The organism is Massilia alkalitolerans DSM 17462 (genome assembly GCF_000427785.1).
Lineage (GTDB): Bacteria > Pseudomonadota > Gammaproteobacteria > Burkholderiales > Burkholderiaceae_D > Telluria > Telluria alkalitolerans.
In genome coordinates, this window is the sequence record NZ_ATYR01000003.1 from 54,112 (window position 1) to 67,930 (window position 13,819).

At 64.0% G+C, this 13,819-nt stretch carries 12 protein-coding genes; 7 read left to right on the forward strand and 5 right to left on the reverse strand.

Going from position 1 to position 13,819, the window contains the following annotated elements; translation table 11 throughout:
• Window positions 1-25 precede the first annotated feature (25 nt).
• Window positions 26-493, reverse strand: a complete 468-nt coding sequence (locus tag YWC_RS0104130) for a cyanophycin metabolism-associated DUF1854 family protein (RefSeq protein ID WP_027864242.1) — start codon at window positions 491-493, stop codon at window positions 26-28.
• Window positions 494-2,773: a cyanophycin metabolism-associated ABC transporter gene (locus YWC_RS0104135; protein ID WP_084416293.1), complete on the reverse strand. Its 2,280-nt coding sequence runs from the start codon at window positions 2,771-2,773 to the stop codon at window positions 494-496.
• A gap of 313 nt (window positions 2,774-3,086) precedes the next feature.
• On the opposite strand from YWC_RS0104135, the gene YWC_RS0104140 reads away from it, so the two are divergent.
• The 3 genes from YWC_RS0104140 to YWC_RS0104150 are packed head-to-tail and all read left to right on the forward strand — an operon-like array spanning window position 3,087 to window position 8,707.
• Window positions 3,087-5,270: a cyanophycin synthetase gene (locus tag YWC_RS0104140; protein WP_027864244.1), complete on the forward strand. Its 2,184-nt coding sequence runs from the start codon at window positions 3,087-3,089 to the stop codon at window positions 5,268-5,270.
• A 12-nt stretch (window positions 5,271-5,282) separates the two neighbouring features.
• Window positions 5,283-7,853 (forward strand): cyanophycin synthetase, encoded by a 2,571-nt coding sequence (gene cphA, locus YWC_RS0104145; RefSeq protein WP_027864245.1) that lies wholly within the window; start codon window positions 5,283-5,285, stop codon window positions 7,851-7,853.
• A complete protein-coding gene (locus YWC_RS0104150) occupies window positions 7,853-8,707 on the forward strand; it encodes a MaoC/PaaZ C-terminal domain-containing protein (protein ID WP_156923481.1) in 855 nt (284 codons plus the stop codon). The genes cphA and YWC_RS0104150 overlap by 1 nt, the downstream gene beginning before the upstream one ends.
• An 18-nt stretch (window positions 8,708-8,725) precedes the next feature.
• Here YWC_RS0104150 and YWC_RS28185 read toward each other — a convergent pair whose 3' ends face one another.
• The 3 genes from YWC_RS28185 to YWC_RS31410 form a co-directional block, all read right to left on the reverse strand.
• Window positions 8,726-9,439, reverse strand: a complete 714-nt coding sequence (locus YWC_RS28185) for a hypothetical protein (protein ID WP_156923483.1) — start codon at window positions 9,437-9,439, stop codon at window positions 8,726-8,728.
• A gap of 89 nt (window positions 9,440-9,528) precedes the next feature.
• A complete protein-coding gene (locus YWC_RS0104160; protein ID WP_027864247.1) occupies window positions 9,529-9,957 on the reverse strand; it encodes a hypothetical protein in 429 nt (142 codons plus the stop codon).
• An 88-nt stretch (window positions 9,958-10,045) separates the two neighbouring features.
• Window positions 10,046-10,852 carry a matrixin family metalloprotease gene (locus YWC_RS31410; RefSeq protein ID WP_051306206.1) on the reverse strand — a complete coding sequence of 269 codons (807 nt, stop codon included), beginning with the start codon at window positions 10,850-10,852 and terminating at the stop codon, window positions 10,046-10,048.
• A gap of 527 nt (window positions 10,853-11,379) precedes the next feature.
• Between YWC_RS31410 and YWC_RS0104170 the strand changes: the two genes are divergently transcribed.
• The 4 genes from YWC_RS0104170 to YWC_RS0104185 all read left to right on the forward strand — a co-directional run bounded on the left by YWC_RS0104170 (window position 11,380) and on the right by YWC_RS0104185 (window position 13,805).
• Window positions 11,380-12,429 (forward strand): hypothetical protein, encoded by a 1,050-nt coding sequence (locus YWC_RS0104170; protein ID WP_027864248.1) that lies wholly within the window; start codon window positions 11,380-11,382, stop codon window positions 12,427-12,429.
• 1 nt (window position 12,430) lies between these two features.
• Complete coding sequence (locus tag YWC_RS0104175; protein ID WP_036213042.1) at window positions 12,431-12,940, forward strand: hypothetical protein; 510 nt, start codon at window positions 12,431-12,433, stop codon at window positions 12,938-12,940.
• A gap of 143 nt (window positions 12,941-13,083) precedes the next feature.
• Window positions 13,084-13,419 carry a hypothetical protein gene (locus YWC_RS32640; protein WP_156923485.1) on the forward strand — a complete coding sequence of 112 codons (336 nt, stop codon included), beginning with the start codon at window positions 13,084-13,086 and terminating at the stop codon, window positions 13,417-13,419.
• A gap of 26 nt (window positions 13,420-13,445) precedes the next feature.
• A complete protein-coding gene (locus YWC_RS0104185) occupies window positions 13,446-13,805 on the forward strand; it encodes a hypothetical protein (protein ID WP_027864250.1) in 360 nt (119 codons plus the stop codon).
• Window positions 13,806-13,819: the final 14 nt, after the last annotated feature.

Consider the following 13,819-nt stretch of genomic DNA (forward strand, 5'->3'; position numbering starts at 1 on the left):
GCACGGATGGACGAATCGGGTCGTCTTACAGGAAGCGGTCCAGGATCTTGCGGCTGTGCTTGTCGATATGGAACATGTCGCGCACCAGGAAGTTGATGCCGTGGTTGTCCGCAATCAGCAGCGAGGCTTCGCCGATGCGGCGGATGTCCTCGTCCACCTTCAGCACGAACTCGGTGTCGCCGCGGTCGGTCGTCACAAACCAGGTGCAGGGCGTGGCGAAGCTCGACACGTCCTTGATCGTCAGGATCTCGGGAATGAATTCGCGGCCCTCGATCTCTTCCTGGATCATGGCGCGCACCTGCTCCGGCACCTCGGCCAGGTCGTCGATCCAGGCCACTTCCTTGCCGCCCTCGCGCACCAGCGAAATGCCGCGCGTCGGCGCCTGGATCGGGAAGGCGCGCACCGGAATGACGCCGACGTGTTCTTCACCTTCGGCGGTGGTGAGCACCAGCCTGCCGAAGCTGTCGCGCCGTAGTTGGAAAGTGCTGCTCATTTAATCTTCCTTGTCGTCCGGTTCCCCGTCCACGTTGCGCGCCTGCGCTTCGTAGAGGCGGTGGTAGGCGCCTTCGCGCGCCATCAGCGCGTCGTGGCTGCCCTCTTCCACCACCACGCCGCGGTCCAGCACCACCAGGCGGTCGGCCCGGTGCAGCGTGGACAGGCGGTGCGCGATGGCGATCGTGGTGCGGCCCTGCACGAGGTTGTCGAGCGCCTTCTGGATCTCTTTCTCGGTTTCCGAGTCCACCGAGGACGTCGCTTCGTCCAGGATCAGGATCGGCGGGTCGATCAGCAGCGCACGCGCGATCGAGATGCGCTGGCGCTCGCCGCCCGACAGGCCCTGGCCGCGTTCGCCCACCATCGAGTCGTAGCCCTGCGGCAGGCGCAGGATGAACTCGTGCGCGTGGGCCGCGCGCGCCGCCGCGATGATCTCTTCGCGGGTGGCGCCCGGTTTGCCGTAGGCGATGTTCTCGGCAATCGTCCCGAAGAACAGGAAAGGCTCCTGCAGCACCAGGCCGATGTGGCGGCGGTAGTCGCTGACCGCGAAGGTCCGGATATCCTGGCCGTCGAGCAGGATCGCGCCCTCGGCCACGTCGTAGAAGCGGCAGATCAGGTTGACCAGCGTGCTCTTGCCCGAACCCGAGTGGCCGACCAGGCCCACCATCTCGCCCGCCTTGATCTTCAGCGAGATGCCGCGGTTGACCGCGCGGTTGCCGTAACGGAAACCGACTTCGCGCAGCTCGATATTGCCCGCCACCTTGTCGACCTTCACCGGGTTGACCGGGTCCGGCACGCTCGACACGTGGTCGAGGATGTCGAAGATGCGCTTGGCCGCCGAGGCCGACTTCTGGGTCACCGAGACGATGCGGCTCATGGAATCGAGCTTCACGTAGAAACGGCCGCTGTAGGCGATGAAGGCGGTCAGGGTGCCGACCGTGATCTCGCCGCGCGAGACCTGCCAGATGCCGAAGATCCAGATCACCAGCAGACCCATTTCGGTCAGCAGCGAGACGGTCGGCGAGAACAGCGACCAGACCTTGTTCAATTTGTCGTTGACGGCCAGGTTGTGCTTGTTCGCTTCGCGGAAGCGCGCCGCTTCGCGTTTTTCCTGGGCGAAGGCTTTCACCACGCGGATGCCCGGGATGGTGTCGGCCAGCACGTTGGTCACCTCGCCCCATACCCGGTCGATCTTCTCGAAGCCGGTGCGCAGCCTGTCGCGCACCACGTGGATCATCCAGGCGATGAAGGGAAGCGGAACAAGCGTCACCAGCGCCAGCCAGGGATTCATGCTGAACAGGATCACGCCCGTCATGATGATCAGGAGGACGTCCGACAGGAAGTCGAGCAGGTGCAGCGACAGGAAGACGCTGATCCGGTCGGAGCCGCTGCCGATGCGCGACATCAGGTCGCCGGTGCGCTTGCCGCCGAAGTATTCCAGCGACAGGCGCAGCAGGTGTTCATATGTGGTCGAGCGCAGGTCGGCGCTGATGCGCTCGGAGGCCAGCGCCAGCACGTAGGTCTTGCCCCAGCCGAGCGCCCAGGCCAGCAGCGCCGCCCCGAACAGGCCGCCCATATATACATAGACGAGCGAGGTGTCGATGACTTGGCCGTTCTGGTACGGGATCAGGACGTTGTCCATCAGCGGCTTGGTGAGATACGGCGGAATCATGTGGGCGCCGGTCGAGCCCACCATCAGCAGGAAGCCCAGCAGCAGCTGACCCTTGTAGGGCCGGGCGAAGCGCCACAAACGGAACAGGGTCCAGGTCGACGGCGGGGTGTGCAGCACCTTGGCGCACACCGCGCATTCGGCGTCGTCGGCCTCGAGCGGGGCCTTGCAGCTCGGGCAGGTGTGCTGTTCCGGCGGCGTCACCGGCACGCCGGTCACGACGCTTTTCAGCTGTTCGTTGAAATGGTCGACCACCCGGATCGCCCCCAGGTTCTGGCCCAGGGTGAAGCGCCAGGCTCCCAGGCGGCCCTCTAGATCGACCAGTTCGAGATGGCCGACACCCGCATGGTCGTGGTGGCGCAGCTGCAGGCCGGATCGGTAAGTCCAGTCGCGCCAGGCGTCTTCGCCCGGGCTTCTCGCCAGCAAACGGCGGCTGGTGACCACCACCAGGCCCTTCCGGAAATGTAATTTCGCATCGAGGTCAACCTCGACGCTGCTTAAAACGTTTTCCCCTGGTGCAAGCTGTTTCGTAACGTCATTTTGCCAGTGTTCGGGCAAAAGGTTGGCGGCGACCGCCAGGGACGACGGAATAGCAGGTTGTTGAGTTGTCATGTGTTGCGCCCGAAATCAGGCATTTGGTTCTGGTGGGGTACAAACAGCGGCGGGGCTTGGCAAGGCACAGGACTGCCGGGATGCCCGCTTGCGTGAAGCGTTCCACAAACAGGCTTAACGTTTCTGCGTATCCTTTGGATGACAGAAGGTGGCGTTCTGGCAGAAAAGGAAGCGACCCGATAAGCTTCGGGCCGGCAAGTATATATGAAGTGCGCTGCGGGGAACCGGCTTTGGGTACCGTAGCAGCAGGCAGGTAATTTAAGGTAACGCCAACGTTGCGCGCAACAGTCGCGGCTGGCAAAGACATTTTTTCATGAACAAGAAGAACGACATCAAGTTCCTCCGCGTGACCCACCTGCGCGGCCCGAACATCTGGACCTACCGACCGGTGATCGAGGCCTGGCTCGACATTGGGGAGCTCGAAGACTTCCCCTCGAACACCTTGCCCGGATTCACCGAGCGCCTGACCGCCTGGCTGCCGGGCCTGGTCGAACACCGCTGCGGCGTCGGCAGCCGCGGCGGCTTCCTGGAACGCCTGCGCGACGGCACCTGGGCCGGCCACATCCTCGAGCACATCGTGCTCGAGTTGCAGAACATGGCCGGCATGAAGACCGGCTTCGGCAAGACCCGCTCGACCGGCCTGCGCGGCGTCTACAAGATGGCTTTCCGCACCCGCGACGAGATCGTCGGCCGCGCCGCCCTCGAAGCCGGCCACCGCCTGCTCATGGCGGCCATTAACGACACGCCCTTCGACATGGCCGCCACGGTGCAGGGTCTGACCGAGCTGGTCGACCGCTGGTGCCTGGGCCCGTCGACCGCCCACATCGTCGATGCCGCCACCGACCGCCGTATCCCCTCGATCCGCCTCACCGAAGGCAACCTGGTGCAGCTCGGCCACGGCGCCGCCCAGCGCCGCATCTGGACCGCCGAGACCGACCGCACCAGCGCCATCGGCGAAGGCATCGCCAGCGACAAGGACCTGACCAAGACCCTGCTCGCCTCCTGCGGCGTGCCGGTGCCGGAAGGCGCCCTGGTGAGAAGCGCCGAAGAGGCATGGGAAGAAGCCCAGGACATCGGCCTGCCGGTCGTGGTCAAGCCGGTCGACGGCAACCATGGACGTGGCGTGACGCTGAACCTGATGAGCGAAGCGGAAGTGACGACCGCCTATGCGATCGCCGCCGAAGCCGGCGACAGCAGCGCGGTGCTGGTCGAGCGCTTCATCCCCGGCAACGAGCACCGACTGCTGGTGGTCGGCCGCGAGGTGGTGGCCGCCGCCAGCGGCGAATCGCTGTGGGTGACGGGCGACGGCAGGCAAACCGTGCTTCAGCTGTGCGACAGCCAGATCAACACGGATCCGCGCCGCGGCGAGAGCGAAGAACACCCGCTCGGCCGCGTCAACCCGCACGACAGCGAAATCATGCTGGACCTGAAGCGCCAGGGCCTCACGCCCGAGTCAAGGCCGCAGGCTGGCCAGAAGGTGCTGATCCAGGTGAACGGCAACGTCGCCGACGACGTCACCGACCTGGTGCACCCTTCGGTTGCCCACGCCGCCGCGCTGGCGGCGCGCATCGTCGGCCTGGACATCGCCGGCATCGACCTGGTGTGCGAAGACATCTCGCGTCCGCTGGAAGAGCAGCGCGGCGCCATCATCGAAGTCAATTCGAGCCCGGGCCTGCTGGCCCACATCAAGCCGGCCAGCGGCCAGCCGCGCAACGTGGGCAAGGCCATTGTCGACCACCTGTTCGCACAAGAAGAAACCGGACGCATCCCGGTAGTCGGCGTCACCGGCACGCTCGGCACCAGCCTGATCGCGCGCCTGGTGGGCTGCCTGGTCCACATCACCGGCAAGCACGTCGGCGTGGCCAACGGCGAAGGCCTGTACCTCGACGCGCGCCAGGTATCGAACCGCGACTCGACCGGCTTCGAAGCCGGCCAGCGCCTCCTGATTAACCGCACCGTGCAGACCGCCGTGTTCGAATCGAACGCGCGCTCGATCCTGTCGGCGGGCCTGCCCTACGACCGCTGCCTGGTGGGCATCGTCACCGACATGGAAGGCCTGGCTGACGTGGCCGAGTTCCACATCAATGACCAGGACGCGCTGCGCAACGTGATCCGCAGCCAGGTCGACGTGGTTCTGTCGGAAGGCACCGCGGTGCTGAACGCGGCCAACGAACAGGTCGCTGCGCTGGCGGAACTGTCGGACGGCCGCGTGATCTTCTACGCGCTCGACGAAAACAACCCGACCGTGGCAAACCATCGGGCGCAGGGCGAACGCGTGGTGTTCGTGCGCGACAACCGCATCGTGCTGGCCGAAGGCTTCGATACCGAAGACGTGCTGCTCGACCTGGCCAGGATCCCGCCGGCGACGGTGAAGCACCCGGACAGCGTGCTGGCCGCCGTGGCGGCGGCCTGGGCACTGGGCGTGCCCTCCGACCTGATCTGCGGTGGCCTGCGCGCCTTCGACGCCACCCCGAAGAAAACGACCCACTCAATTTAAGACTGAAGGTTTATGGAAGTATCTCGTGTACGGGCCCTGCGCGGCCCAAATCTGTGGAGTCATCACACCTCGGTGGAGGCGATCGTCTCCTGCACGCCCGACGAAGAATCGATCCGCGGCCTGGCCGGCTTCGAGACGCGCCTGCGCGCGCGCTTTCCGCAGGTAGGCGAACTGCAGCCCTACGGCCACGACGACACCGTGCCTCTGGCCCAGGTGCTCGAACGCGTGGCCCTGGCCCTGCAGGCCGAAGCCGGCTGCCCGGTCACCTTCAGCCGCACCACCGCCACCGTCGAGCGCGGCATCTACCAGGTCGTGGTCGAGTACAGCGAGGAAGACGTCGGCCGCCTGGCCCTGGAACTGGCCCAGGAACTGGTCGAGGCGGCGCGCAAGGATGCCGCCTTCGACCTGGCGGGCGCCCTGGCGAAACTGCGCGAAGTCGACGAGGACGTGCGCCTCGGCCCGTCCACCGGCGCCATCGTGCAGGCTGCGGTGGCCCGCAACATTCCCTTCCGCCGCCTGACCGAAGGCAGCCTGGTGCAGTTCGGCTGGGGCAGCCGCCAGCGCCGCATCCAGGCCGCCGAGATCGACGCCACCGGTGCGATCGCCGAGACCATCGCCCAGGACAAGGAACTGACCAAGAAGCTGCTCGACGCCGCCGGCGTGCCGGTGCCGATGGGCCGCAGCGTGAGCGACCCGGAAGACGCCTGGGCCGCCGCCCTCGAGATCGGCCTGCCGGTCGTGATCAAGCCGAAGGACGGCAACCAGGGCAAGGGCGTGACCGTCAACGTCACGACCAGGGAGCAGCTGACCGCGGGCTTCCACACCGCCTCCGAGTTCCGCGACGACATCCTGGTCGAGCGCTACCTGCCGGGCCACGACTACCGCGTGCTGGTCATCGGCGACAAGATGGTGGCTTGCGCCCGCCGCGATCCGCCGCAAGTGGTGGGTGACGGCGTGCACAGCGTGCGCCAACTGGTCGAGCAGGTCAACAAGGACCCGCGCCGCGGCGACGGCCATGCCACCTCGCTGACCAAGATCCGCTTCGACGACATCGCCCTGGCTACGCTCGCCAAGCATGGCATGGATGCCGACTCGGTACCTAGCAATGGCCAGCGCGTGGTGCTGCGCAATAACGCCAACCTGTCCACCGGCGGCACCGCCACCGATGTGACCGACGACGTCCATCCGGAAGTCGCGGAGCGCTGCATCGCCGCCGCCCACATGGTCGGCCTGGACATCTGCGGCGTCGACCTGGTGTGCGACAGCGTGCTGAAGCCCATCGAGGAACAGCACGGCGGCATCGTCGAAGTCAACGCCGCGCCGGGCCTGCGCATGCACCTGTCGCCCTCGTTCGGCAAGCCCCGTCCGATCGGCGAAGCCATCATGGATACCCTGTTCGCACCCGGCGACGACGGCCGCATCCCGGTGGTAGCCGTAACCGGCACCAACGGCAAGACCACCACCGTTCGCCTGATCGCCCACCTGTTCACCGCATCGGGCCTGCGCACCGGCATGACCAACACCGACGGCGTCTACATCGAAGGCCGCCGCATCGACAGCGGCGACTGCTCGGGTCCGCGCAGCGCCCGCAACGTGCTGCTACACCCGGACGTCGATGCGGCCGTGTTCGAGACCGCGCGCGGCGGCCTGCTGCGCGAAGGCCTCGCTTTTGATCGCTGCCAGGTGGCGGTGGTGACCAACATCGGCGCCGGCGACCACCTCGGCCTGAACTACATCACCACGCTGGAAGACCTCGCGGTGCTCAAGCGCGTGATCGTCCAGAACGTGGCGGCCGGCGGCATGGCCGTGCTGAACGCGGCCGACCCGGCGGTGGCCGCGATGGCCGAAGTGACCCGCGGCGACGTGACCTTCTTCGCGCTCGACGTCGGCCACCCGATCATGTCCATGCACCGCGCCCAGGGCCGCCGCGTCGTCTTCGTCGAAGACGGCCAGCTGGTCGCCGCCCAGGGCAATGTCGAACACCGCGTGTCCCTGGCGGAGGTCCCGATCACCCGCGGCGGCAGCGTCGGCTTCCAGGTCGAGAACGTGCTGGCCTCGGTGGCCGCGGCCTGGGCCGTGGGCACCGCCTGGGACAAGATCCGCCTTGGCCTGAAGACCTTCGTCGGCGAGAGCGACAACGCGCCGGGCCGCTTCAACGTGTTCGACTACCGCGGCGCCACCGTCATCGCCGACTACGGCCACAACCCGGACGCGATCGCCGCGCTGGTCAATGCAGTTGAAGGCATGCCGGGCAAGCGCCGCTCGGTGGTGATCAGCGGCGCCGGCGACCGCCGCGACCAGGACATCACCCAGCAGACCGAAATCCTCGGCAAGGCTTTCGATGAGGTGCTGCTGTACCAGGACCAGTGCCAGCGCGGCCGCGCCGACGGCGAGGTGGTCGCCTTGCTGCGCAAGGGCTTGAGCGGCGCAACCCGCACCAGCCATGTGGAAGAAATCAACGGCGAGTTCGTCGCGATCGACCGCGCGCTGTCGCGTCTCGAGAACGGCGACCTGTGCCTGATCCTGATCGACCAGGTGGACGCGGCGCTGGCGCACATCAAGCAACGCGTCGCCGAGGGCTAATGCCTGCCTCTCCTGCCACCCATGTGCCGGCGCTGCCGGCCATGGGGCCCGGCATCCTGCTGCGGGCGCTGCTCAAACGTCCGCAACACCCCCTCCCCGCCCGGTTGCCGGAACTCGTCACCGAGTACCGCCTCGACAGTCTCCCGCTGGACGACATCGCGCGCTACCGCGCGGCCTTCGGTTTCGCGGGCGACGGTATTCCGCTGACCTGGTGGTATCTGCCGGCCCAGCGCGCCCACCTGGCCACGATGCTCGACCCGCGCTTTCCCTTCCGGATCGCGGGACTCGTCCACATGGACAACGTGATCGAGGAGCACGGCAGCGTCGCGCCCGGCCAGGCCCTGTTACTGCGCACCGTGTTGCGGATACTGCCGCCGTCGGCCAGCGGCGCCCTGCGCTGCGTACTGGAGACCACCGGCATTGCGGCCGGGGCGCCGGTATTCAGCTGTTCCAGCACTTACCTCATCCGGCGGGGCGAACACGGCGCCGCCAGTCTGCCCGAGGCGGGCCCCGACCTGTCCGGCCGGTCATTGGCGCAGTGGACGCTGGACCCGGCAGCGGGCCGCCGTTACGCCCGACTTTCGGGGGACTGGAACCCGATCCACCTCACCCGCTGGAGCGCCCGCCTGATGGGCATGCGCAAGCCGATCATCCATGGCATGCACACGCTGGCATCGTGTTGCTCGGTACTGGAAAACGAGAGCGGCCGCAGCGCTGTCCGCATCGAATGCCGTTTCCGCTCACCCGTGGCCCTGGGCAGCGCTGTCGTCCTGCGTGCGACTGCCGGGACCGGCGGATTCGTGGTGGAAGCGGACGGCAAGCAGGCCGTCACGGGACACTGCTTGCTCGCATGAGCACGGCGGTGGACTTCGTTACTGCTTGCGCCCCGGCTCGACAGCGACCTTGATCGACTTGTAGAACACTGCGCTTCTTGCCTCGAAACCGGAGTCGATCCCGAAGAAGACCCAGATGTCACCGTTGGCATTGCTGGTGACCGCCAAGGGAGCCGTACTCTTGAGTACCTTGGTCTGGAAAACCTGGGGGCCGCAGTCCGGCACGGCGTTGGCGACGTTGCCCAGCACCTGGGACGCAGCGCCCGGTGTCGCCTGGTTGCCGCGGTCGAGGTCGACCCTCCACTCGCCATTGACCTGCACGGTCTTCGGCTCCGTTGGCGCCGCGCCCGCGACCACGTAGACGCTTTCGCCCGGCGCACCGCCGACGCCGACGCAACCGGATGACTGGTTGGTGGCGATCTCGATTTCAAAGCGCAACAGGTAGGAGGTCGACGGCGCATAGCCGCTGAATTTTTTCCTGCTGTAGACAAACAGGTCGTCGCTGCGATTGGTCCCGCCCGTGTAGTAGGCCTGGCCCGACAAGGGCGCCGGCAATGGGCGCAACTCCCACACGAGCTCGGTCGGCGCCGTCGCCTCCTCATAGTCGGCGAACGCGCCCACCCAGCCGTCGAGCGAGGCGGCGAAGGTAGTGCTGATCTGTGGCGTCGGTGCGTCGAGCGTGTCACCACCACAAGCGGCGAGCAGGCAGGCAGAGCTGATCATGCCCAGAATGAGTCTCTTTTGAATGGCCATCGGCACCTCCATGGTGGATATCGAGGAAGCCGAGGATAGGAGACTGTGGTGTCAGAAAATAGACGATATTTGTCCGAGAATTGTAGAGCTCAATCGGGAGCCGCCTGCCCTCGCGGCCGGCGCGCCTTCACCAGGTCCTGGAAGTGGCGCATGCGCGGCGCCGCCTCTTCTTCGGGGAGAAAGCGCTGGGGATGGTCGGCGCGGTACAGGGGCGTACCGTCCGCACCGGGCGTCGCGCGCAGGAACCACAGGCCCTTCTGGCCGACGCTGTAGTGGATGTCGCCACTGGAGCGCAGCGCCCCGGCGGGAGACAGTACCAGGCGCACGACGCGGGGCTGCCCGGCTCCCTTGAGGACCTGGCGGACATCGAGGATGCCCGTTTCGGCCGGGCCTGCGCCCCCCGGCCCGGCCTGGCGCTCGATGCGCACCAGCGTGGCCGAGACGATCAGGTCGGAATGCTCGACGAGCTCGGGATCGCCGAAGCGTGCCGACGAGGCCCCGGCCGCTCCTGCAAGCATGCATGTGGCCAACAGGAGAAGCAAGGCGACTGCTTTCATGCGTTCACCCACGCGGCACTGACGCAACACCAGCGTGGGTTCCAGACGATCAGGCGCGGCGGCGGGCAGCGCTTAGCGCAGCCAGCCCCAGGCCGATCAGCAGCAGCGAGCCCGGCACCGGCACCGGGTTGGTATTGGCGGCGCCGTAGATATAGCGTGCGCCGGCGATGTCGTCCGCCTGCAGGCCGCGGAAGGCTTCGGTGTAATAGGGATTCATGAGCGAGCCCGGGGTCGTGCTGTGGTTCAGGCCGATGGCGTGGCCGATCTCGTGCGCCGCCACCTGGAAGATGTCGAAGCCCGGACCACCGAAGCCCAGCTTCCAGGTTTCGCCGATGTCGAAGTGGATGTCGCCGGCGGCCGTCGCGCCGTTTGCAGGCGGGTAGTAGCCATGCGCCAGCGTGCCGAAGGCGCCATCCATGGCGTGGCCGCCGAAACGCAGGTCCGCGACCGTGCCGGGTGCGTTGAAGGGCACGCCATTGTCTTCCACCTGGGTAAAGATGATGTCCGCGACGGCCGACCAGGCGGCAAAGGCGGCATTCAGGGCGGCCAGGTAGCCGGTCGGCATGAAGTCGCCCAGGGCGGTGCAGGATCCGCCACCATCGGCGGCGCAGCTGGTGCCGGTTGGCATCAGGCTCCAGGTCACGACTGCGCCGGTACCAAACACTGGGGAACCCCACTTGCCGGGCGTGGTCGGTCCGAGCACGTAGCCACCGCTCTGCAGCGGCACGTCGTGGGCGTGGTCATCATGGTCCACGTCGCCGGAGCCGATCACCATGGCATGCGCAGGCAGGGCGATCGATGCAGCCGCCAGGATTGCCGTTGCCAGGATTTGTTTGGTTTTGATTACTGCACGCATCGTCGAGTCCTTATGGGTTGATAAGAATGTGGAAGAGCCTCCCCATAGGCAAGAAACGTGCCACACATTAATTAAAAATAGGAAACTCAAGCGATACAAGGACTTATTTCTCTTGTGCAGCAAGCCTCTCCAAGCAAAGAATGTTCAGTGTAAAATTTTTCGACATGGAAACATTCCGCTCCGTGGCGCGAGCGAAGGAAAGACACCGGATAGGAAGTTGACAAGCACTACCCCGCTTTCGGCCAGCCGTTCGCGGTAAAATGGCGAGCCCTGGCTCAGCACCCGCCTGCCGTACCGAAACACGAAGAAATGAACGCTCCCAACGAAATCAATGCCGCCGCCCTGAAGACCGGCGCGACGGAAAAAGTCACTCCCATGATGCAACGGCGTGTTCTCCTATGAAGAAATTCGTGTTTTGCTAAAACTTACGCCATAAGCTACGCCAGCAGCCACAGGTTTTATGTCGTGTAAGTGTTGCCTGACCTAAAGTATACGTATAATCGTGTCACTTTATTATCAGGACTGCTATGTTGACCGACGTCAAAATTTGGCTGTACGAGTTTCCTAAGTGCGGGTACTTTACCTTTCGCGGCAATACACCTGCTTTGTTTGGTGGCATCTCCCAAACTTTTGACGCGCTCACTGCTTGGGCGCGCGGCAAGCAACTTGGGGAGACAGCGACGTTCTCGACCAAAGAGCCCGATGGAACAGTAGTCGGCGGCGCTTACTTTCTCGACATAGCCAAGCATACGAACGGCGATTTTCTCATCGGTGTCTGGAATCGCCTTCCGGGCAATAAGAACAACATCACATCAGTGGGGGTTGGTGACGTAGTAGGGAGCGCTTCGGCGGCCGAGACTGTCATCGATAGAAATAGAATCCCAGGTTTTGCAACGTATTTTTGGATCATGCCGGCAGAGCAACGCATTGCATGCCTTCGGCTGAAACATGAGACGCAGGGCCTTGATGCCTTTAAGAAGTACATGCTTTCGTTCCTCAAGAACATCAATCCGCAAAACGTGATTCAGGGGCCTCCTGGCCCAAATGGCGAGATCAACGTTGTAGGTTATCGCCCAGACACGACTACTACCACACCGACTGGGGGCGCTTTTCCTAAACTTTCTGTAAAATCGATTGTGCTCTCCGGGGACATCACTTACCTTAGACACAACGCAGCCGCGATTGACAAAGTGCTCAGCAAGACCACGTTGTCGTCCGAGTCTCCCGGAGATTTTCAACGCTGGCAAAAAGTGATGGACATCTCTCGGTTTCTGCGCAAACCACCTCCGCTACGCGAAGAGTCGTTGATCCGGATGGAGTTTCCGATGAGCTTTACCACCCAAGAGCTCGATGAGGCCATTGCCAGCTGGCAGGACCGGGAGGGAAACAATGATGCCAGCGATCAAGATGATCTGGGTTTCCATTTGCGCACTGGTGAAACCAAATGGCTTAGCAAGAGTCAGGCTCGAATTGGGTATCAAATCGACGTGATGTGGACCGACGCCGAGCTGGTCAACGTAACTACCCTGCTTTCGCAACTGCAGGTCTACCGCAGTGCAGTGCTTGCTCTAGGATGATATGAAATTTATGCGCTTTGGGATCGTCGTCGTAATAGCCTGGCTAGGCTATTACTTCGGCGCGCCCATAGCGCTTAAAGATCAGTGGCCGCTTTACGACGCGCTTCGGAATACGACATCGATCGTGTTCGGAATCATGGGCGCGTTGATTGCATTGGTCTACCCCGATGCCGTCAAAAATGCCTTACGTGGTGGGCAGCCGGCGCAAGCGGTCGATGGAGGGCTTGGGAAACTGATCACTCCTTGTGGTCACTCAGCATTGCTTCTGATCATGCTTGTCGTTCTCGCACCAGTTATCGCTTGGGTTGCGACCTTTGAGCCAGCTACGAGAGCGGCAGACATAACGACCCTTCAAAAGGTTTCGTTCTCACTATTCTGTGTGCTGTCTTATTGGCAGGTTGTAATTCTACTGATGGTGCTCATCCCCTTTGATGAGATGTACTCGAAGGTGCACGATGACATCAGACGGGCTAGGTTGCGTCGCAATTTGCACAGTAACGGCCCTGGCTAATCGTTCGGACGTCGCTTACCGAAGAAACGACGTTAATGTCGTAAGCTTGGGAAGCCGTGCAGAGAATCTCATAACCATGCGGTTTTCGAACCCTTTCGCGCTCCACAAAATCCGCTGATCACCTCGCCTAAACGCTAGTATTCATGCGGCTCCTGTTCCCTTTGTGGAGCATTTCAAGCGTTCGGCGGGAGCTTCGGGAACTCCCTTACGCACGGCTCGTCAGCCAAAGTTTTCCGGATCGACTCGAGCAGGCCTCCCTGCTGGCCAGGAAGAGTGCCAAGCATGCGCTGCAGCTGGTCAGCGTACAGGACGAGAGATCGCAGGCGCGCCACTTCCCACAGCACGGCTTTCATGTCTTCCGAGTCGAGATTGCGCGCCTGAATAGCTTCAAGGTCTGCGCGTGTCAGGGGCTTCTTGAATCGCATCTGCCGAGTGTAGCACTGCTGAGCCAGGTCGCTGAATCCAGCCGAGTGGCATAATTCTGTGTCAGCCAGGAGCCCCACCCATGTTCATCACACGCCGGCAGCACCCATCCATCGAGTTCATTCCCGCCGAAGGGCAGCAGGAACCACACCTGGTGCACTACTTCAGCGACCGGGGCGACCCGTTTAAGTCAGTGCTACCGCTGCTGGTGGAAGGTGCTGGGCAAGACGAAGAGCGTGTGTTCATGGTCGAGTCGCCCCTAAGCGAATTGGTCAGCTGGACGATCGAGCTCAACCGGCACCATGGCTTCCCCGATCGCGTGCTGATGGACGAGAAGCACCGAGCATTCTTCGAGGCGGTGAAGGCGTCGCTCTCAAGAGCAATTGCGAATATCGACGGGATCGAGTATGCCCGGCTGGATGAGCCGGATGAGGAAGGTTGAGCAGGATCAAGCCT

Excerpts from the sequence above, each read along its gene's own strand:
- YWC_RS0104170 (WP_027864248.1), top strand. The coding sequence starts at position 11,380 with ATGTTGACCGACGTCAAAATTTGGCTGTACGAGTTTCCTAAGTGCGGG.
- YWC_RS0104130 (WP_027864242.1), bottom strand. The coding sequence starts at position 493 with ATGAGCAGCACTTTCCAACTACGGCGCGACAGCTTCGGCAGGCTGGTG.
- YWC_RS0104150 (WP_156923481.1), top strand. The coding sequence starts at position 7,853 with ATGCCTGCCTCTCCTGCCACCCATGTGCCGGCGCTGCCGGCCATGGGG.
- cphA (WP_027864245.1), top strand. The coding sequence starts at position 5,283 with ATGGAAGTATCTCGTGTACGGGCCCTGCGCGGCCCAAATCTGTGGAGT.
- YWC_RS0104185 (WP_027864250.1), top strand. The coding sequence starts at position 13,446 with ATGTTCATCACACGCCGGCAGCACCCATCCATCGAGTTCATTCCCGCC.
- YWC_RS28185 (WP_156923483.1), bottom strand. The coding sequence starts at position 9,439 with ATGGCCATTCAAAAGAGACTCATTCTGGGCATGATCAGCTCTGCCTGC.
- YWC_RS32640 (WP_156923485.1), top strand. The coding sequence starts at position 13,084 with ATGCGGCTCCTGTTCCCTTTGTGGAGCATTTCAAGCGTTCGGCGGGAG.
- YWC_RS0104140 (WP_027864244.1), top strand. The coding sequence starts at position 3,087 with ATGAACAAGAAGAACGACATCAAGTTCCTCCGCGTGACCCACCTGCGC.
- YWC_RS0104175 (WP_036213042.1), top strand. The coding sequence starts at position 12,431 with ATGAAATTTATGCGCTTTGGGATCGTCGTCGTAATAGCCTGGCTAGGC.
- YWC_RS0104160 (WP_027864247.1), bottom strand. The coding sequence starts at position 9,957 with ATGCTTGCAGGAGCGGCCGGGGCCTCGTCGGCACGCTTCGGCGATCCC.
- YWC_RS0104135 (WP_084416293.1), bottom strand. The coding sequence starts at position 2,773 with ATGACAACTCAACAACCTGCTATTCCGTCGTCCCTGGCGGTCGCCGCC.
- YWC_RS31410 (WP_051306206.1), bottom strand. The coding sequence starts at position 10,852 with ATGCGTGCAGTAATCAAAACCAAACAAATCCTGGCAACGGCAATCCTG.